Genomic DNA, 19,908 nt, shown 5'->3' with positions numbered 1-19,908 from the left:
ACTAGAGCTTAAGATTTAAGCCCTAGTAAGGTATCAAGCATTTGATCTACGGTTGAGACGATTTTTGCTGCTGCACCGTAACTTGATTGATATTGTATAAGGGCGGCTAATTCTTCATTTGTATTTACGCCACTTTTAGATTGGTACTCGCTATAAACAGAATTATAAAGAGTTTCATTGCTTGAATTGACGACATTGTTATTTTCACCATCTGAGGCTATTTTACCTGTAAGTTTGCGGTAATATTCTTCCATGGTAAGATTATCGATAGTGCCATCTTCATTATAAAAATTAACTTTTTCATATTGAAGTTGGATGATTTTATTTGCCATGTCATTGCCACTATCAACCCCACTTAAACTTGCTCTTACTGTGCTTGGATCATTTAAGATGGAATCTTTTACTTTCATATTACTTGCATCAGTTCCGCTGAAAAAACCACCTATACTAAACGCACCTGCGAAATTTGTGCCCTTATCTTCAATGGCTACCTTAAAACCTGATTTTGCATTGATTTGAAATAAACCATCTCCAGTTTTTGCATCGTAGCTAAAACTTGCATTGATATGATCATCAACATCATCGTTTGAATTTTTATTGTTATTATCATCTGTATTAGCATTGATTTGACGCATGATATCATTCATGGTTGTATTTACATCTATGGTGATGGTTTTGGTGAGTTTTTTATCGCCTTTATCATCATAAATGACTATATCAAAACTTCCTGGTTGTATGGTTCTGTCGTAATTAACTAAAGGAATATCTCCCTTAAGCCCAGATAGATAATCAGAAGTAACAGAACTTTTCGCAGAACTTGCATAAAGATTGTTAGTTTCATTGATCATGGTCTTAGCAAAAGTATCTAAAGAATCCATATAACCTTGGATAATTCCATCTTCATATTTTCCTTCGCTTTTGCTATAGTTTCTACCGCGTAAGTCAAGTTGAGCACCAAGCTGTCCACCGCTAATTTTTGCAGTAAGATCGCGAACTTTTTCATCAGGAGTTTCATAATAAATGCTATAAGATTTATTTTTATCATCATAATCAAGCTTTAAAGGATGAAAATTTATTCCATCTACTATACTAAAACCTTCTATACTTAGATTGTATTGATGTCCTGGATCAGTGATGGTTGTATCAAGGCGATTGTCTTGATTGATTTCATTTTTGCTTGCAACTGCACTAACTAGCTTTGAAAGAGTAAGCTCAAGTTCATCTCTTCTATCCCTAAGTTCATTTGCGTGTTCTGTTGGTAAGGCTTCTTGTCCATAAATTTGTTTATTTATAGTAGCAATTTCTTCGCCAATTCTATTAATCTCATCAACTGTATTTTTAATATCATCATTTACTTTTTTTTGGATTTTATCTAAGGTTGCAAAAGTGTTATTAACGCTTTCTGTTAAGGTCTGAGAAGCTTTTACAAGGGCTATTTTTGTGGCATTTTCGTTGGGGTTAGATGCAAAATCATTCCAAGCTTTGTTATAATTTTCTAAATCTTGCAAAATTCCAGTATTTTGTAAGTCGGGAAAACGCTGCGCAATTTCTTGTAAAGTGGAAGCTATATATTTAGTATATTCTAGTTGAGTAGATGCACCTTTTAATTTATAGTAAGAATACTCATCATGCAAACGCACTATACTTTCTACAGCAGTTCCTGTGCCTACTTGAACTCCACCTGTTGTAATATATCCATTTGTAGTTTGCACCACTCTTTGGCGTGTATAAAAAGTTGCATTAGCATTTGAGATATTATTTCCAGTTGTTGCGATTTGAACTTCGCTTGCCTTTAAGCCTGTAACACCTGTGTATAATGTTCCAAAAATACCCATTATAAATCCTTATACATTGATCTTGAAAATTGACTCTGGATTTGTCTTTTTATCTCCATAAGCATTATTTGTTCCATCATTGATATCAAACATTTTATTTACTAAGCCATCAAGAAAATCTTTGACAATAAGAACAAATTTAGCATACTCTTTGTTTTTACTATGAAGGTTTTGAAGATTTTTTTTAAGTAGATCTAGTTTTTGTTTATCTTCATCATCTAAGAGTTCACTAAGCCCTTTTGTAGAGCTATTATTTAGCTCAACCAAGGCAACATCAAGTTGTTTTTTAGCTGTAATAAATTCCGCGATAAGTTTGTTTTTTTCTTCTACACTTGGCGTTACACTCTCATGTTTAGCCACTTTGATATTTTCTATATCTTCTTCGGTTAAAGCAATAAGTTTTGCTAAGATAGCATTTACTTCATCAAGTCTTTGTTTAAGCATATTTTCTCCTTTTCTCTCTCAAAAAAAGGAGAATGAAAGTTTTTAGATTAAAGAGTCAGCAATCGCAGCAGCCGTAGCTTTTGTATCGATTTTATAAGTACCATTTTTAATCTGCTCTGCGATTTTACTCGCTTTATCATTTTCCGCTTTTTGAGTATCGTTTGTTTTAGTTTCTTTATCTATTCTATTTGTATTTAATGCGGTATTTGCCACATAACTTTGTTGTATAGGATTGATCATTTCTGCCTCCTTGATCTTAGTTATAATCCTCTACAAACCATATCGACCTAAATTTAAAAAACTTAACCCCTTTCTTTTAAAAAATCGTATAATAATTTTGAAAAACCCATACCTCCACTTAAAGCTTTACTCATGGTATCATTATACATGGAAGAGTATATTTCATCGCTGGCATCTTTTCCAAAGAGTGAATTTTGACTTTTTAAAGATACATCTAAAACTTGCTTTAAAAAAAATGCCTCAAAAGCATCCGTTTGTTCTTTTAAGGCTTCATCTTCTTTGCTCTTTGTAACTATATCATTGTCATTTATTTTGATGCTTGATTCTAAACTTCTTGCTTCGGCTGCACGATCAAGTAAAGCGCTATTCATACTATAAGTATTTAAAAAATTATCCACTTTCATTAAATGATCTCCAAATCCGCGTTAATTGCACCTGCGCGCTTTAAATTTTCCATAATAGCGATAATGTCATTTGGGGTTGCTCCAAGTTTGTTAAGCATTCTAGCTATATTTGCAACTGTGCTTTTTGCATTGTTGATTCTTAAGGTATTTGAACTTGGATCTACAAAACCACCATCTTTCATATCGATTTCATTTTGATTAGCTACTGCGTTATTGTTTGGATCTATTTTTATAGTGATATCTTTATGAGTGATTAAAACAGGTTCTACCTCTACATCAACTCCAGCAATCACTGTTCCTGTTCTTTCATCGATGATAACTTTGCTTTGTGGTTTATAAGCTATATCTTGTTCTAAAACTCTTGCCATAAAATCAACATTTGAAAGATCTTCAGGTTTTTTGAGTTTTACTGTGCGAGAGTCGATAGCTTTAGCTACTTCTTCGCCAAAGACAGTATTTAAAACTCTTTCTATATCGTTTGCGGTTTTAAAATCCGCTACTTTTAAACTTAAGGTTAGATCATTGTTTTGGCTAAAATTTTGTGGAATTTCTCTTTCTACATTAGCTCCGCCCATTACAGTTGCAGCAGTTGAGTGAGAACCTGCTCCTCCTGGTCTAGGTGTTAAACCTCCTGTTGAGATAGAGCCTTGTGCTATGGCATAAATTTCACCATCAATCCCACGAAGTGCAGTCAGTAAAAGTGTTCCGCCTTGTAAAGATTTTGCATCACCCATAGATGAAACGGTAATATCAAGTTTATCTCCGCTTTTTGCAAAGGCTGGAAGTTTGGCTGTAACCATAACAGCTGCGGTATTTTTTGATTTGATGTCGTTAGGATCTACTTTGATATTCATACCTTGCAAAAGGTTTGAGATGGATTGTAGTGTAAATTTAGAGCTTGTTCCATCGCCGCTTCCATTAAGCCCTACAACAAGTCCATAACCTATAAGTTGGTTATCTCTTACACCTACAGTGTTTGCTACATCCTTGATTTGCACTGCAAAAATGCTTGTCATAAAGAGTAAAAATATCGTTAAAACTCTCATGGATTCTTCCTTTAATCTATTGTTGATGATAGATCAAGCAAGAAGTGTTCCAAGTAAGTTAAGAAGCGTAAAAGCTTAAGCTAGTTGATCCAAATTTCTTTTCTTTGACTTTTTGAAAATTTTGGATTTTTTCGGGAGTTTTTATGGTTGAGTGGTGTTCAAAAATGATTAAATTTAAAGTCTTTAAATCTAAATTTTCTAAAAAATGATAAATTTTTTCATAAATATCGCTAAAACCTTCTCTGGTATCAAAAGGTGGGTCAAGATATAAGATGATTTCATTTTTTGAATTTTCTATGAGTTTAGGTAAAATTTCAAAAGTATTTGCATGGATCACTTCTAAATTTGGATCTATATTTTTAGCATTTTCTAAAGCAATTTTATAAGCTTTTGCATCAAGTTCTATAGCATAAGCTTTTAAAGCATGATTACTTAGTGCTTCAGCCGCCATTAAAGCACTTCCTCCAAAGGCTTCAATGAAAATTTTACTTCTTAAATCTTCTCTTATTACATTAAAAACACAACTTTTGACTATGCTTTTAGTACTTCTTGTTGTTGTAAGACTAGGTAAAAGTAGTTTTTTCCCTTTGTATTTACCACTTTCTATATTTGTATAAAGCTTTGTTTCTTTAGTTTTTTTTGTTTTTTCTTTAGGAGGTTTAATTTCTTGTTTTTGAAGAAATTTTTTTCTTTTTTCATTGTGATTAAAAAAGTCTTTAACGCTTATAAATTCATCATTCATCATTAAGTGCTTTTACGAGTTTGTTTTTAAGATCTTTTATGGCAAGATCGATTTTATTTTCATAATCTTTTTTAAATTCCAAAGCAATAGCGTCAATTTTTTCTTCAAGCAGTCTTTTTTGTTCAAGTGCAAGTTGCAAAGCTGCTGCTTTTAAGGCATTATCAAATTCATTTAAAGACTCAAACAAGGCTTCTTTGCTAAATGGTATGCTTAAAAATGGAGAGTTTTTAGAGATGATAAATAAGGGTTTTGTGGTATAAATTTTTTCATCGCTAATGATGAAATCACAATTTTTTTTCATTACCAAATGATCTTTTAAAAAAAGTTCTAAAGTTTTTTCTATGATGAGATCTTTGCATTCTAAAGAGATTTTCATATCAAATTAACCTTTAAAGTGTGATTTTTTAATGATGGAGCTTGTATGCCTTGGATAAGGGCTAAAAACTCAAAACGGCTTAAAATATAAAAGTCTTCAAATTCCCTTCCACTTGTTTGCATAAGTTTTTTAGCACAAGTATCAAAAAGATAAAAATCTTTTTCTTCTTTTACTACCATAAAATCAGCCCCGCTATCATAAGCGTCCAAAACAATATCTGCGGCTATTTTATAGCTTAGCGTAGGATTTAGATTAAGCAAGCTAAAGCCATTATTTTTTATACTGTTTTCATAGGAAATAAATTTAGCCTTAAGTTTGGATTTTAAAGTATCGCAAGCATTAAAACCATAAAAAGCTATATTGAAATCTTTAAAATTATGTTTAATTTCTTTAAGTTCTTTGATCTCATTATCAAAAGCATTGGTTTTAGGTAAATCAAAGTGTAAAATATTTTTATCAAAAAGCCCTAAATTTAAAATTTCATTTTGTAGGTTTTTGATCGTTGTTTCTAAAATTTCATTTTTGCTTTCAAGATGATAAAAAATACCCTTTTCTTTATCTGCTAGAGTTTTTAAAATTTCTATCTTTTTTTCAGGATATTTTTCTATCATTTTTGAAGCCAAATAAAACACTCCATCGCCCATATATTCAGGAAGATAGTCTAAAATTTCACTTGCATAATATAAATAATCATATTTTGCATAAAGTTTTTTATCCTCTTCATCACCAAATTTTTCAAGATATTTGTATTTGTCTAAAAAATCATTTTTATCGATGATAAGATCTTTAATGGCTCTTTTTGTGCTTAAAGGCTCGATACAAAGACTAAAATCAAATTCTTTTGCTATTTTTTCTAAAGGTGTAAAAAGTGGTATGATTTGCTTATTTACAACTATGTAAGTATCTTCATCTTTATCAAAATCAAAATAAATATCATCATCTTGAACTTGCAAAAGCAGATCATAAAAACTTGCAAAATTTTCATAATTATCATAAATATAAGGTTTATAATAAGCCTCATAATCCTTGGTTTTATCAAATCTAAAAATTCTTAATTCTAATTTTTTCATGGTTTTTCCTTAAATATTTTTATATTATATAAAATTATTCTAAAATTCACTAGAATTTAAAAGGAAATTTTATAAAATCACGCATTATGAACAAAGAAGATTTTATTATCAAAGCTTTTTTAAATGAAAAAAATGGCGATGATGGAGCTATTATTGATGATTGGTGTTTTAGTAAGGATTTGTTTTTTGAAAATGTGCATTTTAAAAGAGAGTGGTTTAGCTTAGAGCAAATTGCTACAAAAGCAATGCTTGTTAATATCTCAGATGCTATTTCAATGAATGCTGTACCAAAATACGCACTTTTAGGACTTGCTTTACCAAAAAATTTAAGCGAAAATGAGATCAAAGCCTTGCAAAAAGGTTTTTTAAAAACAGCTAGGAAATTTAATATAAAAATCATAGGCGGTGATACTATAAGCAATGATAAAATAGACATTAGTCTTACTATCATTTCAAAGATTAACGATAAAGCTGTTTTTAGAAAAGGTTTAAAAAAGGGGCATTTACTTGCTTATACGGGAAAATTAGGACGAAGTTTAAAAGGGCTTGAAATTTTACAAAATGGGGGCACTTTAAAACCAAACCATGTATTTATAAAGCCAAAATTAAGAGCTAGTTTTTTTTATGAAATCGCACCTTTAATTTCTTGTGCTATGGATATTTCAGATGGTTTAAGCAAGGATTTATCAAGACTTTTAGCCTTAAATAAATGCGGTATTTCTTGGTTTAAAAAACTTGATGATTATACGCTTTATAGCGGAGAAGAATATGAAATTTTGTTTGCTTTTGATGAAAAAGAGCGTCAAAATATAAAAACAATAGCCAAAAAACACGGCGTGAAATTAAATATCTTTGGAAAAGCAGTGAAAGGAAAATATGAATTTAGAGGAAGAGAACACCATTTTTAAGCCTTTGTATAGTTTAAAACACAGTCCTATTAATGCGTATTTTAGTAAAAATAGCGATGATTTTGTAGTGCGTGAAAGGCCTTTGTATGAATTTAGCGGTAAGGGTGAACATCTTATTTTGCATATCAATAAAAAAGATTTAACCACAAATGAAGCTTTAAAAATTTTAAGCGAAACAAGCGGGGTTAAAATAAGAGATTTTGGTTATGCAGGGTTTAAAGACAAGCAAGGATCAACCTTTCAATACCTTTCTATGCCTAAAAAATTTGAGAGTTTTTTGTCAAATTTTTCTCATCCTAAACTTAAAATTTTAGAAACTTTTATCCATGAAAACAAGCTAAGAATAGGGCATTTAAAAGGAAATACTTTTTTCATACGCTTAAAAAAAGTTTTACCAAGCGATGCTTTAAAACTAGAACAAGCTTTGATGAATTTGGATAAGCAAGGTTTTACAAATTATTTTGGTTATCAGCGTTTTGGAAAATTTGGGGATAATTATAAAGAAGGGCTTGAAATTTTGCGTGGCAAAAAAATGAAAAATGTAAAAATGAAAGAGTTTTTAATTTCAGCTTTTCAAAGTGAGCTTTTTAATCGCTATTTGAGTAAAAGAGTGGAGTTATCACATTTTGCAAATGATTTTAGCGAAAAAGAATTGATCCAAATTTATAAAATTTCTAAAGAAGAAGCTAAGGAACTTAAAAAACAAGAACAATTTTTTAAGCTTTTAAAAGGTGAGGTTTTGGGGCATTATCCTTTTGGAAAGTGTTTTTTATGCGAGGATTTAAGTGCTGAGCTTGGGCGTTTTAAGGCAAGAGATATAAGCGCCATGGGGCTTTTAATCGGTGCTAAGGCTTATGAAACAGGAGAAGGTTTGGCCTTAAATTTAGAAAATGAAATTTTTAAAGATACTTTGGAGTTTAAGGCTAAAATGCAAGGTTCAAGACGCTTTATGTGGGGATATTTAGAAGAGTTAAAATGGCGTTATGATGAAGAAAAAGCTCATTTTTGTATAGAGTTTTTCTTGCAAAAAGGCTCTTATGCTACTGTGGTTTTAGAAGAAATTTTGCATAAAAATTTGTTTGAGTGAAATAATTATGAGTTAAATTTTATGTGATTTTTACTTTAGAATTTATTGCAAAAATGATATTTAAATTTTAAATTTAGGTATAGTTATATTAATTTAATTTTAAAACTAGGAGCAAAAATAATGAAAAAGATTTTAACAAGTGCTTTGGCTTTAGGAGCTATGACTTTGATTATAGGTTGTGGCGATGGCGATTTAGTCGAGTAAAAAAACAATGGCAACGATCAAGCTACGTTTGATTTAGGTAATCAAGAGATTATGAAAAAATATCCAAATTATAAACTTTATGATTATACTTCAGTCAGAACAATTAGTGATATTAACAATCCAGAAGGCAAAATTAAAGAAATGAAGCGTGATTTAGAAATAGATAAAACTCCATACTCAAACTATGTTTTCTTATTAAATCCAAACGATAAAAAGACTATAAAGTTGTGAGTGTTTATTGCGATAAAGATTTTAAGAAAAGAGTTTATTGTTCTGTGAATGATGCTCTTAGGTTTTATGCAAGATAATAAAACAAGCGGGAAAATCTCGCTATCTTTCTAATTTTTTTATACCGACATTTTGCAGAAATTACTTATTTTTAAGCCTGTTACTCCGCTTTTAAGGAAATTAAAACGCCTTCTATCATTTTTTTGATATCCCCATCAAGGATATTATCCACTTGAGAAAAAGCTTCTCCGCTGCGATTGTCTTTGACTTGCTGATAAGGGAAAAGCACATAAGAACGGATTTGATGCCCCCAACCTATCTCGCTTTTTTCTCCAGTATTAGCACTATCTTGTTGTTTCATGAGTTCAAGTTCATAAAGGCGAGATTTTAGCATTTTAAAAGCGGTGGCTTTGTTTTTGTGCTGACTTCTGTCATTTTGGCATTGTACGACTATGCCGGTTGGAAAATGCGTGATTCTCACAGCCGATTCTGTTTTATTGACATGTTGTCCGCCTGCACCGCTTGCTCTGTAATAATCTATTCTTATGTCTTTTTCTTCGATTTCAATTTCTATATCATCATCAAGTTCAGGGCTTACCATAACACTTGAAAAGCTTGTATGACGGCGTCCTGCACTATCAAAAGGAGAAGTTCTTACCAAACGATGGATACCATTTTCAGCCTTCAAATAACCATAAGCATTTTCTCCTTTAACTAAAAAGCTCACATCTTTAAGTCCTGCTTCTTCGCCTTCTTGAAAGTCTAAAGTTTCGACTTTAAAACCTTCTCTTTCACAAAATCTTAAATACATTCTATAAAGTATGCTTGCCCAGTCATTACTTTCCGTTCCACCTGCACCTGGGTGAATGGAAACAATGGCATTTTTACCATCATTTTCCCCGCTTAAAAGCATGGAAATTTCAAGACTTGTGATGGTATCTTCAAGTTTTGGTGCGTCATTAAATAAAGCTTCAAGTGTTTCTGTATCGTTTTCGCTATTAGCCAGATCGAAAAGTTCGCTTGCGTCATTTAGAGCATTAAAAGCATTTTCATAGTTTTTAAGTAGATTGGTGATTTTAGTTTTTTCTTTACCTATGACTCCTGCTTGTTTAACATCACTCCAAAAAGAAGGAGAATTTTCAAGCTCTTCGATTTCTTTAAGCCTTGTTTGGATATTTTCAGGCTTGATGATGGAGGCTATGTTGCCGACTTTGTTTTTTAAAGTTTTTAAAAGTTCGCTAAATTCGTAATTATCCATAAAATTTCTTTGCTATAATTATATTTTTAAAGTCAAAAATTATATCAAAAGAAAACTTTAATATAGGAAAAAAATGTCAAAACTTTATCTTATGTCTTTAGGTTGTAATAAAAATTTAGTCGATAGTGAGATCATGCTAGGGCGCCTTAGCGCTTATGAACTTTGCGATGAACCAAGCAAAGCTGATGTTATAATCGTAAATACTTGTGGTTTTATCGATAGTGCAAAAAAAGAAAGTATTAATGCGATTTTGGATTTGCACGAACAAAGAAAAAAAGATTCTCTTTTGGTGGTTACGGGTTGTTTGATGCAGCGTTACCGCGAAGAACTTATGAAAGAACTTCCTGAGGTTGATCTTTTCACAGGTGTGGGTGATTATGAAAGAGTCGATGAAATGATACTTAAAAAAACAAATTTATTTTCAAATTCGACTTATTTGCAGAGTGAAAATTCTAAACGTATTATCACAGGTTCAAATTCCCATGCTTTTATAAAAATCGCCGAAGGTTGTAATCAAAAATGCTCTTTTTGTGCCATCCCAAGTTTTAAAGGCAAGTTAAAATCTCGCGAGATAAGTAGCATTATAGCTGAGCTTAAAGATTTGGTAGCTAGAGGTTATAAGGACTTTTCTTTTATTGCACAAGATACGAGTTCTTATTTGTTTGATAAGGGTGAAAAAGATGGGCTTATACGCTTAATCGATGAGGTGGAAAAAATCAAAGGCATAAGAGCGGCTAGAATTTTATATCTTTATCCTACGAGTGCGAGTGAAGCTTTGATCAAACGCATTATAGCTTCTGAAATTTTTGTAAATTATTTTGATATGCCTTTACAGCACATAAGTGATAATATGCTTAAAATCATGAAGCGTGGGGCAAATAGCACAAGACTTAAAGAAATGCTAAATTTAATGAAAAGTGCGCCAAATAGCTTTTTACGCACGGGCTTTATCGTAGGGCATCCAGGTGAAAGTGAGGCAGATTTTGAAGAGCTTTGTGAGTTTGTTAAAGACTTTGGTTTTGATAGAGTGAGTGTTTTTGCGTATTCTAAGGAAGAAGATACAGCCGCTTTTGATATGGAGCAAGTGTCTTTTAAAGTGATCAATAAAAGGCTTAAAATCATAGAAAAAATTGTTAATGAAGTGATAGAAAAAAGTTTTGAAAAAGAAGTGGGGCAAAAGCGTTTAGTAGTTTGCACAGGAGAAAGTAGTGAGGGAGAGTTTTTCATCGCAGCTAAAGATTTAAGATGGGATAGAGAGATTGATGGGGAAATTCTTATCAATGAAAGCGAATGTGGAAATTTAGAAATGGGGCAAATTTATGAATGTGAAATTTTACAAAACCTTGATAAAAAGCTCCTTGCTAAGGCTTTAAGAAAAGTAGATGCAAATTAAAGATGAAATTTTAGCCCTTTTAAAAAAGGGTAAAAATTTACTCGCTTTTTCTTATGGAAGTGATTCTAGTGCGCTTTTTTATCTTTTAATGCAAGAAAAGATCGACTTTGATCTTGTGATGATAAATTACAAAACAAGAAAAAATAGTGATTTAGAAGAGTTAAAAGCCAAAGAACTTGCTTTAAAATTTCATAAAAAAATTTTCATAAAACACGCTCCTAAATTTCAAAGTAATTTTGAAAAAAAAGCCAGAGATTTTCGCTATGATTTTTTTGAAAAAATTTGTCTTGAGCAAGATTATGATCATCTTATCTTAGCCCATCATTTAAACGATCAATTTGAATGGTTTTTGATGCAACTTTCACGAGGAGCAGGTTTGGCTGAAATTTTAGGTATGCAAGAGTGTGAAAAACGCCAAAATTATACACTTTTACGCCCTTTACTCTTTATAAGTAAAGATGAAATTTCATCTTTTTTAAAAGAAAAAGATATTTTTTATTTCCATGATGAAAGTAATGAAAATGAAAAATATTTTAGAAATTATATAAGAAAAAATTTCTCTAATGCCTTTGTGAGTGAATTTCATCAGGGTTTAAAAAGAAGTTTTTCTTATCTTGATGAAGACAGGAAAAAACTTTATGATTTTGAAAATATCAAAGAAATTCAAGGACTTCTTATTTGCCCTAAAAATGAAAGCTTGATTGCTAGAGCGGTGAAAATGAAAGGTTTGCTTTTAAGCACGGCACAAAGAAAAGAGCTTTTAAAGGGTGATTGTGTTTTAGGTGGTAAAATAGCACTTGCATATAAAAACGAACAAGCTATTGTTTTTGAGTATGAAACTTGTCAAAAATTACCTAAAAATTTCAAAGAAGAGTGTAGAATAGCTAAAATTCCAAGACTTTTAAGAGCTTATTTATACAATCACAAAATCGATATTTCAAGCCTTAGCTTTTAGTTTTAAAATTCTTTGATAGCTTAAATGTGTGAGAAAAATCACAAAAAATACTTGCAAAAAAAGTCCTAAAAGTGGTACTGATGAGAGTAGATAAAAACAAAGAGTGCTAAATTTAAACTCTAAAGGCGAAAAATCAGAATGAAAATTTTTAAAACTTTCTTTGTCTAAAATCGTGCTTGTAACATCAATCATTAAAAGTTTGTGAAAGAGATAATAAAAAGCAAGATAATATACAAAAATATTGATAAAAGGTAAAAATAAAGCCAAGGTGCAAAGCAATAAAATCCCTATAAATTTTATAAATATTTTAAAAATTTCAAAGATAGTTTTTAAGGTTGAAACTTCGTTTGTATTATCATAATGGTAATATTTTTGGTTGATTTCTTTAGCGATAAAAGGAGTAAGAAAAGAAGTGATAAAAAGGGCTAAAAAAACCGAAGCAAAAACAACAATAAAACCTGAAAATAAAAAACTTATGATGGTGATTAAAATTTGTACAAAATGAAGGGCATAAAACCACGCCCAAAACGAATCCTCTCCAACGCTAAATAAAGAATTGAAATAATCAAGCAAGGCCGAAAAGCCAAGTACTCCTAAAAAAAGCATCAGTACAAGGCTAAAAATTAAAGGAATTAAGGCAAATTTTAAAAATTTAAGACTTAAAAAATCTTTGATTGCAAGTTTTAAAATATCCAAATTATGCCTTTTTGTAGTATTCTTCTAGTTTTTTATAAATAGTATCAAAATCAAGCTCTTGTTCTAAAATTTGAGCTAAAACTTCATTGTCTTCTTTGCCATTCCAAGTTTTTTTATAGCTACCATTTTTGTAACCATGGTTTTGTCTAAAGATATTTAAAACATTTTTACCTATGTAGGTTTTATAAAGAATTTCAAGATTAAGCCCACATTTAATAGCTAAAGTAAAATATATTGAAAGTAATTCTTCAAGATTAAATCCAAAACCACTGCATTTATGGATAATAAGCTCTATATCATTTAAAATGCCATAAATATCACTCTCATTAGGATGCTCTTCTTCTTTACAAAAATCTTGAAACACACTTACAGCATTAACTTCTGTGGCTATAGCTTTCAAATCTTTTCCATTTTTATCGCGATACTCTTCAAGCAAAAGACTTAAAATAAAATGCCAAATATCGACAATCTCTATACGCACATTTTCCCAATTTGTCGGATTTGAAATGTTTTTCCAATGTTTCCATGCAAAAGAGTCTATAAGTTCTGCACATTCCATATAAATACAGCGTCTCCAACTGATCAGTTTTCCTTCTTTGGTGTAGCCATTTTCCCAATTTAAGCCGTTTGTTTCGTCGTTAAGTTTTTGTTGGAGTTTGAGCATATTTTCTAAAATTTCGATATTTGTCATTTAAAACTCCTTGATAATTTTTAATATTATATGATTTAAGCGTAAAGATTTAAACTATCATCTGTCTTATCTTGATTTTCCTTGGCTTTTTCTTGTTGTTTTTCAAGTTGTTTTTTCATTTGTTCTAAAACTTCATCAAGAAGTTTTTTGCTATCTTCAAGCATAGAAGTATTGATATCTTTATCATTTGTTTGATTTTGTTTTAGCAAATCACTGAGTTTATTTGTAAAATTATTCATAATAGCATTTTGATGGTTTTTATCATTTGGAGTTGGTAGAACATTTGCCATTTGCATAGCTGATTCGATAATTTCCTTTGGCTTTAACTCTCCAACTTTAGAATTTGCTAAAAAATCTTTGATCATAGGTTCAACTTCTTTCATAGCATTTTTAATCTCATCAAGATCATTTTGTGTGAGTTTAGAGCCTTCAAAAGTAAAGCTAAAACCATACTGACGCTTAAGATTAAGAGTTTTACCTTCTTCATTATTTGCATAACTTATGCTTTGATTGTCATACATAGATAAGGCTAAGTGTTTGCCACTTTTTGTTGTATAATCCATCGAAAAACTTTGGTTTTTACTAGCATCAATTTGCATTTCTTCCCCTTATATTTATAGTTTAAATCAAAAATCGGTTATTTTTAAAAATATTTTAGTATAATTTTTATAATATGGATGAAAGAATTTTAGAATTTATAAAAAATGAGCAGCTTTTATCTTGGGCTATGATTGATGAAAAAGGTGTTTATACGGCTAGTGCTTTTTATGCTTTTGATGAAAAGAATTTAGCTTTTATTATCGCTTCTCATGAAGACACTAAGCATATAAGATTGGCCAGTGAAAATTCAAGTATAGCACTTAATATAGCTAAAGAAAATAAAATAGCTTTTTTAAAAGGTGTGCAAGCTAAGGCCGAGTTTAAAATCGCAAGCAAGGAACAAGTGAAAATTTATTTTTCTAAATTTCCCTTTGCTAAGCTTGATAAAAGTGCAAAAATTTATGCTTTAGAGCTTTTTTGGCTTAAATTTACTAACAATGCTTTAGGACTTAGTAAAAAGCTTGAATTTTGTAAAAAATAAATTTTTATGATTTTATTTAAAAAAATGAGTTATGATTATAGTTTATGTAAATTGTTAGGTATAGAAAATAAATGTTAAATGTAATTCACGCTTTATTTTTTAGGGAGTTAAAAACTAGATTTGGAAAAAATAGGTATCTTGGATATATATGGGTAGTTGGAGAGCCTATGAGCGTTGTGCTTTTGGTGACTATTATAGGAACTGTCATTAGGGAATATCATCATCAAGTTATGCCTGAAGGAATTTCTATTTTTATGTTTTTAATTTCAGGTATTATGCCTTTTTTTATGTTTAGAAGTATAGTTACTCAACTTATGAATGGAATAGGGGCAAATTTATCTTTGTTTGCCTATAAACCTGTAAAACCTATACATGTATTTATTGCTAGAACTTTGCTTGAATTTTGTATTTATTTTGTGATTTTTATCACCGTGCTTTTTTTTGCAGGGTGGTTCTTTAGACTCGATGTATTTCCTGTTCATTTACTTGGAGTTTTATTTTGTATTTTTTTACTCATATGCTCAGCTTTTGCTTTAGGGATTTGTTTTGCTATTGTTTGGCACTTTGTAGAATCTTTAAGAACTTTATTAGCTTATTTTAGTATAGTATTTTATTGGAGTTCTGGGATTATATTTCCTACCTGGTTAACTCCTCGTCCTTTACTTGATATATTTTATTACAATCCTTTGCTTCATATTTTTGAACTTTTAAGATTTAATTTTTTTGAGAATTATCCTTTGCAAGATGAATATAGTTATTTTTATGCTATATTTTGGATTTTACTAGTTTTATTTATAGGGCTTTTTATTTACTACTATAATAGACAAGCTCTAACGGCGGCAAAAAAAGAATGATAAAGCTAATTAATCTAACTAAATCTTATCCTTTATTTAGTGGCGGAAGGCATTATGTTTTTAAAAATTTTACTTTTGAATTTCCTGAAAATTGTAGTATAGGATTGATGGGGGGTAATGGCGCAGGCAAGTCCACTCTCATGAGACTCTTAAGTGGAGCAGAGCTTCCTGATAATGGTAAGATAATTACTAATAAAAAATTATCTTGGCCTTTGGGTTTAAATGGGGCTTTTCAAGGTTCTTTAACCGCTAGAGATAATGCTAAATTTGTAGCTAGAGTGTATGGTTATAAAGGCAAGGAACTTCAAGAAAAAGTAAAATTCGTAGAAGATTTTGCAGAGCTTGGGAAATTTTTTGATGAGCCTATGAAGACTTATTCTTCGGGAATGAGTGCTAGGATAGCTTTTGGACTTAGCATGGCTTTTGATTTTGATTATTATTTGATCGATGAAGCGGGAGCTGTTGGAGATCCTGCTTTTAGGGAAAAAAGCGTGAAATTATATAGAGAAAGATTAAGCAAATCAAAAGTGATTATGGTATCTCATAATGTAGCTGAAATTAAAGAATGGTGTGATAAAATAATTTATATGAAAAATGGACAAATTACGGTTTATGATGATGTAGATGAAGGAATAGCTGTGTATCAAGGAAAGGCTTAATGGAAGAAAATAAAACTTTACTGGAAAAAATCAAAGATTTAAGTATATTTGATTCTTTTAAAATTGTTTGGTTTATAATGATTCTTGTTGTGATTTATTATACATTGATTGCAGCACCAAGATATGTAAGCACGATGATTTTAGATGTTAGATCAACAAGTGGAGAAAGTGCTCAAACAAGTGGAATCTTGTCTTTGCTTAGTAGTACTTCTACAGCAAGCGAAGATTTAAACTATCTAAAAGGTTATATAGAATCAAGTGATATGTTAAAGATTTTGGATGAAAAAATCAAACTTAAAAGTCTTTATCAAGAACAATATATAGATTTGCCTTTTAAAATTTGGGATTCAAGCTCGATAGAATCTTATCTTAAATACTATCAAGCAAGAGTTAAGGTTCATACGGATGAAACCACTAAGCTTTTACAGGTAGAAGTAGAAGGTTTTACACCTAAATCAGCTCATTTGATTGCTCAAACTATTATGCAAGAAAGCGAAAAATTTATCAATGAAATCTCTCATAAAGCAGCTAGAGAACAAATGGCTTTTGCTGAAAATGAAGTACAAAAATACAAAGAACGATATCAAAAAGCACAAAATGATTTGATTGCTTTTCAAAATAAATATGGGGTTTTTGATCCCTTGAAACAAGCTGAAGCTAAAGCAAGTTTGGTTGCGCAAATTGAGACTAATTTAGCTCAAAAAGAAGCTAAACTTTTAACTTTACAAAGCTATATGAATGATGCAGCACCTGAAGTAGTAGCACTTAAAGCAGAAATTGAAGCGATTAAAAAACAGCTTTTAAGGGAAAAATCTAAAATTTCAGCTAACAATTCTTCTCAAAAGCTTAATGATTTGGCTGCTAAATTTCAAGATCTAACTATAGAAGCTACTTTTGCGCAAAAAGCTTATGAAGCAGCTTTAAAAGCTTATGAAAGTGCTAGAATAGAAGCATTAAGAAAAATAAAACAACTTGTCATCATTCAAAGTCCAGATATTCCAGAAAGCGCAAAATATCCTGAAAGAATTTATGATATTTTAACAGCATTTATTGTATTATCTTTGATTTTTGGGATTGTTAAATTTATTAAAATGATAATAGAGGAGCATAAGTATTAAAATGAAAAAAATATTAATTTTACTTTTTAGTTGTATTTTATGTTTTGGAGCTGTGGATGTTTCACAAATCATTTCAGCAGAGGATCAAGGTTCTACTACAACTAGCATAGATCAAAATTTAAGCTCAAATTATGATATAGCAAATAAAGAAAATAATCTTACAAAAATTCATCAAATTTTAGTATTCGGTGCTCATCTTTTTAATGGAAATTTTAAAAATTACAATCAAAGAGTTTATAACCCAGATTATAAGATCGCAGTTGGTGATCAAATCAGTCTTAAAATTTGGGGAGCTGTTGAGTTTTCGCAAGTTTTAGTGGTGGATTCTCAAGGAAATATTTTTATCCCTAAAGTAGGAGCTGTAAATTTACTAGGTGTGAAAAATAGCGCCCTTGTAAGTGTTATAAAAGCACGTGTTAATAAAATCTATAAAAGCAATGTTTTTGTTTATGCAGATATGAATGCTTATCAAAATGTCAGTGTTTTTGTAACAGGAAGTGTTAATGCTCCAGGACTTTATCAAGGACTTAGTTCGGATTCAGTGATACAGTATCTTGATAAAGCAGGGGGTATAAATTTAGAATATGGAAGTTTTAGAGATATTCAAATTTTGCGTAATAACAGCGTGATAAAAAATATTGATTTATATGATTTTTTGCTAAAAGGGCAAATGGATCTTTTTCTTTTTAGAAGCGGAGATGTTATTTTAGTAGGAAATGTTCAAAATTACGCTTTTGTTGATGGTGATGTGCAAAGACCTTTTCGTTTTGAACTTTCAAATGATATTAAAACTTTAGCTGACTTAGCTAGAGTATCAGGTGCTAAACCTATTGTAACTAATGCTATCGTAAAAAGTTATGGTGAAGATCATAAACTTGATGTCAGTGCTTATAATAAAATGCAATTTCCAAAAGTTTTACTTAGAACGGGAGATGAGGTAGAATTTCACCCTGAGTATGTTTCTAAAAATATAACTATAAGTGTAAATGGCGAGCATAATGGTTTAAAAACTTTAGTTGTGGGTAAAGGAACGACTTTAGAAGATATTTCTAAATTAATTAAAGCCAATCCACAATCAAACATGCAAGCTTTACAAGTGTTTAGAAAAAGTGTAGCTAGAACTCAAAAAGAACTTATCAATGCTCAGCTTAAAGAGCTTGAAACTCTAGCTTTAACTAGTGGTTCTGTTACAGCTCAAGGTGCAGCTATAAGAGCTCAACAAGCAAAAACGATTTTAGAATTTATCCAAAGAGCTAAGCAAGTAGAGCCTAAGGGTCAAATTGTCATTGATAATCCAAAGTCTTATAATTCGGTTATTTTAGAAGATGGTGATACTATTAATGTACCAAGTAAGAATAATCTCATCATAGTTCAAGGTGAGGTTTCTTTACCTGGAGCTTTTGTGTATGATAAGGGCAAAGATTTAAGATATTATATCAATCTTGCAGGAGGTTATGGAGAAAGAGCGGATACTTCAAAAGTTTTGGTGATACGAAGCAATGGAAAAGCTGAAAAATATCATAGTGGTATAGATATGAAACCAGGCGATTCTGTGTTGGTATTGCCAAAAGTAGATAGTGAGAATTTGCAAATTTTTTCAATGTTAACTCAAATTCTTTATCAAATTGCTATTGCAACCAATGTTGTGCTTAATCTTTAAGGTTTAAAAATGAATACTCTTGAAATAGCCAAAGAAGTCTTTGAAAAAGAAGCGCAAGCTATTTTGGATTTGGCTAAAAATTTAGATGAAAATTTTAATCAAGCTGTGAATTTGATGCTAAATACCAAAGGGCGTTGCATAGTCAGTGGAATGGGTAAATCGGGTCATATAGGTGCTAAGATAGCAGCTACTTTAGCAAGTACAGGAACGCCAAGCTTTTTCATCCATCCAGGAGAGGCTTTGCATGGAGATCTTGGAATGCTAACTCCTGAAGATGTTTTAATTGCTATTTCAAATTCAGGGGAAACTGAAGAAATTTTAAAAATCATTCCAGCTATAAAAAAGCGTAAAATTCCACTTATAGTAATGTGTGGTAAAAAAAATTCCACTCTTGTAAAGCAAAGCGATATATTTTTAAATATAGCTGTGGAAAAGGAAGCTTGTCCTTTGCAGCTTGCTCCTATGTCTTCGACAACCGCAACTTTGGTTATGGGGGATGCTTTAGCTGCTGCTTTGATGAAGGTAAGAAATTTCAAGCCTGATGATTTTGCCCTTTTTCATCCAGGGGGGAGTTTGGGGCGTAAGCTTTTAACCAAGGTAAAAGATCTTATGGTTTCAAGTAACCTTCCTATAGTGCATCCTGATACTGAATTTAATGATCTAGTTGATGTGATGACTAGTGGAAAGCTAGGGCTTTGTGTGGTACTTGAGAATGAAAAATTAGTGGGTATCATCACTGATGGGGATTTGCGTCGTGCTTTAAAGACAAGCGATAAACCAAGATTTGATTTTAGAGCCAAAGAAATCATGAGTACAAATCCTAAAGTAGTCGATGCTGATGCTATGGCAAGTGAAGCAGAAGAGATCATGTTAAAACATAAAATCAAAGAAATTGTTGTATCTAAGGAAAATAAGATTATAGGTATTATTCAACTTTATGCGATAGGGAATGTATGAAA

The 19,908-nt window shown here is 30.9% G+C and carries 22 protein-coding genes and 1 pseudogene; 11 read left to right on the top strand and 12 right to left on the bottom strand.

All coding sequences use genetic code 11. The features are described from left to right. Positions 1–8: 8 nt before the first annotated feature. The 8 genes from flgK to AJ882_RS01760 form a co-directional block, all read right to left on the bottom strand. Positions 9–1,835, bottom strand: a complete 1,827-nt coding sequence (flgK, locus tag AJ882_RS01795) for a flagellar hook-associated protein FlgK (protein WP_002867248.1) — start codon at positions 1,833–1,835, stop codon at positions 9–11. 9 nt (positions 1,836–1,844) lie between these two features. Then, positions 1,845–2,279 (bottom strand): flagellar protein FlgN, encoded by a 435-nt coding sequence (locus AJ882_RS01790; RefSeq protein ID WP_002779263.1) that lies wholly within the window; start codon positions 2,277–2,279, stop codon positions 1,845–1,847. A gap of 42 nt (positions 2,280–2,321) precedes the next feature. After that, complete coding sequence (gene flgM / locus AJ882_RS01785) at positions 2,322–2,519, bottom strand: flagellar biosynthesis anti-sigma factor FlgM (RefSeq protein ID WP_002867249.1); 198 nt, start codon at positions 2,517–2,519, stop codon at positions 2,322–2,324. A 62-nt stretch (positions 2,520–2,581) separates the two neighbouring features. Further along, positions 2,582–2,923 (bottom strand): hypothetical protein, encoded by a 342-nt coding sequence (locus AJ882_RS01780; protein ID WP_002867250.1) that lies wholly within the window; start codon positions 2,921–2,923, stop codon positions 2,582–2,584. Next, positions 2,923–3,969, bottom strand: coding sequence for a flagellar basal body P-ring protein FlgI (locus AJ882_RS01775; protein ID WP_002826014.1), 1,047 nt, complete (start codon positions 3,967–3,969; stop codon positions 2,923–2,925). Before AJ882_RS01775 ends, AJ882_RS01780 begins: the two co-directional genes overlap by 1 nt. Before the next feature lie 58 nt (positions 3,970–4,027). Beyond that, positions 4,028–4,711: a 16S rRNA (guanine(966)-N(2))-methyltransferase RsmD gene (rsmD, locus tag AJ882_RS01770; protein ID WP_002869781.1), complete on the bottom strand. Its 684-nt coding sequence runs from the start codon at positions 4,709–4,711 to the stop codon at positions 4,028–4,030. Further along, complete coding sequence (locus AJ882_RS01765) at positions 4,704–5,087, bottom strand: hypothetical protein (protein WP_002867252.1); 384 nt, start codon at positions 5,085–5,087, stop codon at positions 4,704–4,706. Before AJ882_RS01765 ends, rsmD begins: the two co-directional genes overlap by 8 nt. Next, positions 5,084–6,157 carry a DUF5644 domain-containing protein gene (locus AJ882_RS01760; protein ID WP_002867253.1) on the bottom strand — a complete coding sequence of 358 codons (1,074 nt, stop codon included), beginning with the start codon at positions 6,155–6,157 and terminating at the stop codon, positions 5,084–5,086. Before AJ882_RS01760 ends, AJ882_RS01765 begins: the two co-directional genes overlap by 4 nt. Before the next feature lie 86 nt (positions 6,158–6,243). Here AJ882_RS01760 and AJ882_RS01755 point away from each other — a divergent pair, with 86 nt between their 5' ends. The 3 genes and pseudogenes from AJ882_RS01755 to AJ882_RS09535 all read left to right on the top strand — a co-directional run bounded on the left by AJ882_RS01755 (position 6,244) and on the right by AJ882_RS09535 (position 8,587). Continuing rightward, positions 6,244–7,065, top strand: a complete 822-nt coding sequence (locus AJ882_RS01755; protein ID WP_002867254.1) for a thiamine-phosphate kinase — start codon at positions 6,244–6,246, stop codon at positions 7,063–7,065. Next, the gene (gene truD / locus AJ882_RS01750) at positions 7,034–8,152 is read left to right on the top strand and encodes a tRNA pseudouridine(13) synthase TruD (RefSeq protein WP_002867255.1); all 1,119 of its coding nucleotides are present in this window, start codon (positions 7,034–7,036) and stop codon (positions 8,150–8,152) included. Before AJ882_RS01755 ends, truD begins: the two co-directional genes overlap by 32 nt. 120 nt (positions 8,153–8,272) lie before the next feature. Further along, a pseudogene (locus AJ882_RS09535) lies at positions 8,273–8,587 on the top strand (hypothetical protein). A gap of 157 nt (positions 8,588–8,744) precedes the next feature. On the opposite strand, the gene prfB reads toward AJ882_RS09535, so the two are convergent. After that, a complete protein-coding gene (gene prfB / locus AJ882_RS01740; protein ID WP_011049983.1) occupies positions 8,745–9,842 on the bottom strand; it encodes a peptide chain release factor 2 in 1,098 nt (365 codons plus the stop codon). Positions 9,843–9,915: 73 nt separating this feature from the next. Between prfB and rimO the strand changes: the two genes are divergently transcribed. After that, on the top strand, positions 9,916–11,235 hold the full coding sequence (gene rimO, locus AJ882_RS01735) for a 30S ribosomal protein S12 methylthiotransferase RimO (RefSeq protein ID WP_011049982.1): 1,320 nt from the start codon (positions 9,916–9,918) through the stop codon (positions 11,233–11,235). Continuing rightward, complete coding sequence (tilS, locus tag AJ882_RS01730) at positions 11,225–12,190, top strand: tRNA lysidine(34) synthetase TilS (protein WP_002867260.1); 966 nt, start codon at positions 11,225–11,227, stop codon at positions 12,188–12,190. Before rimO ends, tilS begins: the two co-directional genes overlap by 11 nt. On the opposite strand, the gene AJ882_RS01725 is transcribed toward tilS, so the two are convergent. Genes AJ882_RS01725 through ciaI form a run of 3 tightly spaced genes read right to left on the bottom strand, consistent with a single transcriptional unit; the run spans position 12,173 to position 14,176 of the window. After that, positions 12,173–12,886: an EI24 domain-containing protein gene (locus AJ882_RS01725; protein WP_002867261.1), complete on the bottom strand. Its 714-nt coding sequence runs from the start codon at positions 12,884–12,886 to the stop codon at positions 12,173–12,175. The genes tilS and AJ882_RS01725 overlap by 18 nt on opposite strands. Before the next feature lies 1 nt (position 12,887). Further along, positions 12,888–13,577 carry a dUTPase gene (dut, locus tag AJ882_RS01720; protein WP_002867262.1) on the bottom strand — a complete coding sequence of 230 codons (690 nt, stop codon included), beginning with the start codon at positions 13,575–13,577 and terminating at the stop codon, positions 12,888–12,890. Between the two features lie 35 nt (positions 13,578–13,612). Further along, positions 13,613–14,176 carry an intracellular survival protein CiaI gene (ciaI, locus tag AJ882_RS01715; protein ID WP_002867263.1) on the bottom strand — a complete coding sequence of 188 codons (564 nt, stop codon included), beginning with the start codon at positions 14,174–14,176 and terminating at the stop codon, positions 13,613–13,615. Positions 14,177–14,250: 74 nt separating this feature from the next. Here ciaI and AJ882_RS01710 point away from each other — a divergent pair, with 74 nt between their 5' ends. From AJ882_RS01710 to AJ882_RS01685, 6 genes are all read left to right on the top strand, one after another. Continuing rightward, positions 14,251–14,658 (top strand): hypothetical protein, encoded by a 408-nt coding sequence (locus AJ882_RS01710; RefSeq protein ID WP_011049981.1) that lies wholly within the window; start codon positions 14,251–14,253, stop codon positions 14,656–14,658. Between the two features lie 71 nt (positions 14,659–14,729). Next, positions 14,730–15,512 (top strand): capsule polysaccharide transporter KpsM, encoded by a 783-nt coding sequence (gene kpsM, locus AJ882_RS01705; protein WP_002818958.1) that lies wholly within the window; start codon positions 14,730–14,732, stop codon positions 15,510–15,512. Next, the gene (locus AJ882_RS01700) at positions 15,509–16,171 is read left to right on the top strand and encodes an ABC transporter ATP-binding protein (protein ID WP_002818959.1); all 663 of its coding nucleotides are present in this window, start codon (positions 15,509–15,511) and stop codon (positions 16,169–16,171) included. The genes kpsM and AJ882_RS01700 overlap by 4 nt, the downstream gene beginning before the upstream one ends. Further along, positions 16,171–17,289, top strand: coding sequence for a capsule polysaccharide transporter (locus tag AJ882_RS01695; RefSeq protein ID WP_002860355.1), 1,119 nt, complete (start codon positions 16,171–16,173; stop codon positions 17,287–17,289). Before AJ882_RS01700 ends, AJ882_RS01695 begins: the two co-directional genes overlap by 1 nt. Before the next feature lies 1 nt (position 17,290). Then, the gene (locus AJ882_RS01690) at positions 17,291–18,949 is read left to right on the top strand and encodes a polysaccharide biosynthesis/export family protein (protein WP_002869771.1); all 1,659 of its coding nucleotides are present in this window, start codon (positions 17,291–17,293) and stop codon (positions 18,947–18,949) included. Between the two features lie 9 nt (positions 18,950–18,958). Continuing rightward, the gene (locus AJ882_RS01685; protein WP_002867265.1) at positions 18,959–19,906 is read left to right on the top strand and encodes an SIS domain-containing protein; all 948 of its coding nucleotides are present in this window, start codon (positions 18,959–18,961) and stop codon (positions 19,904–19,906) included. The last annotated feature ends 2 nt before the right edge of the window (positions 19,907–19,908 follow it).

It is taken from the genome of Campylobacter sp. BCW_6461 (assembly GCF_001762735.1).
GTDB classification, from domain to species: domain Bacteria; phylum Campylobacterota; class Campylobacteria; order Campylobacterales; family Campylobacteraceae; genus Campylobacter_D; species Campylobacter_D jejuni.
This window is presented reverse-complemented; position numbering and strand designations above follow the sequence as displayed.